Origin of the sequence: Campylobacter sp. 107, from assembly GCF_002383835.1 — a bacterium.
GTDB classification, from domain to species: Bacteria; Campylobacterota; Campylobacteria; order Campylobacterales; family Campylobacteraceae; genus Campylobacter_D; species Campylobacter_D jejuni.
On the sequence record NZ_NXBA01000014.1, the window covers coordinates 1 to 898 of the forward strand.

An 898-nucleotide genomic window follows, 5' to 3' on the forward strand; every position below is an offset into this window, starting at 1 on the left:
TAAAAAGGTTTTTTCATTTATATTCCTTGATATTTTAAAAATAGTTTTTGTGTCTTTTTCTGTTTCGTTTAAGGTTTTATTTTGAGTGTTAAGTTCTATCTCATTCATTTGTGCATTCTTTTAGTTTGGATTGTATGGATTTAAGTTTATTGATTTGTTTTTGGTTAAGTTTGAATTTTTTAAAAATATAGATCAATTTTTGAAGGTTTTTTATTAAATTATTATCATCAGTATAAGCATATTTTTCTAATTCTTTATTAAAAAATAATAAAATTCTATTAGAAGTAAAATCAATTTTGCTCATACCATTTAAAATTGTCATAGTTTTAGGGGTATTTAAATCACAAATATAATCTTGAGAAAATTCACTCAAATACATATCAGTAAATGCACAATTATAGCCAATTAGGTCGTTAATATACATTCCAATTCTAACTACATCAAAGCTATCAAACTTATGAATATCTTTTTGCAAAAAATCCTCTTCTAAACGAGTATTTAGAAAAAATAAAAAATCTTCAAAAATTTTAAATCTTTCCTTGTCAAATAAAAAATAAGTTTTATGATTTGTGATATTTCTTTCATTGTATAAAAGATAAAGTATAATATCAGTATTTGAATTTGTTGTAACATGTCCAGCTTGTCTCATAAGCTCAACATCTTCTTCTGTAGGATAGTAAGAGGTTAAAGTTTTCATATCTTCAATACTAGCTTGTATCATCTTAAGATTTTTAATAATCATTTGTGTAACTTTTTCTTGATTATAGTTTTCTTTGCTTAAATTCTTAGCATATTCTAATTCTTCCTTGCCTTCGTTTTCACTCCATTTGATTAAAGCACTAAGATTTTCTCTTGCTTTATTTTCATTAGCTTCTTTAAATTGTAAAGCTTCTTGGAT

The 898-nt window shown here is 23.7% G+C and carries 1 protein-coding gene; it reads right to left on the reverse strand.

The genetic code is table 11. From position 1 onward, the window contains the following. Positions 1 to 100: 100 nt before the first annotated feature. The coding region (locus BGS40_RS00895; RefSeq protein WP_096738236.1) for a hypothetical protein at positions 101 to 898 on the reverse strand (798 nt) is incomplete at its 5' end.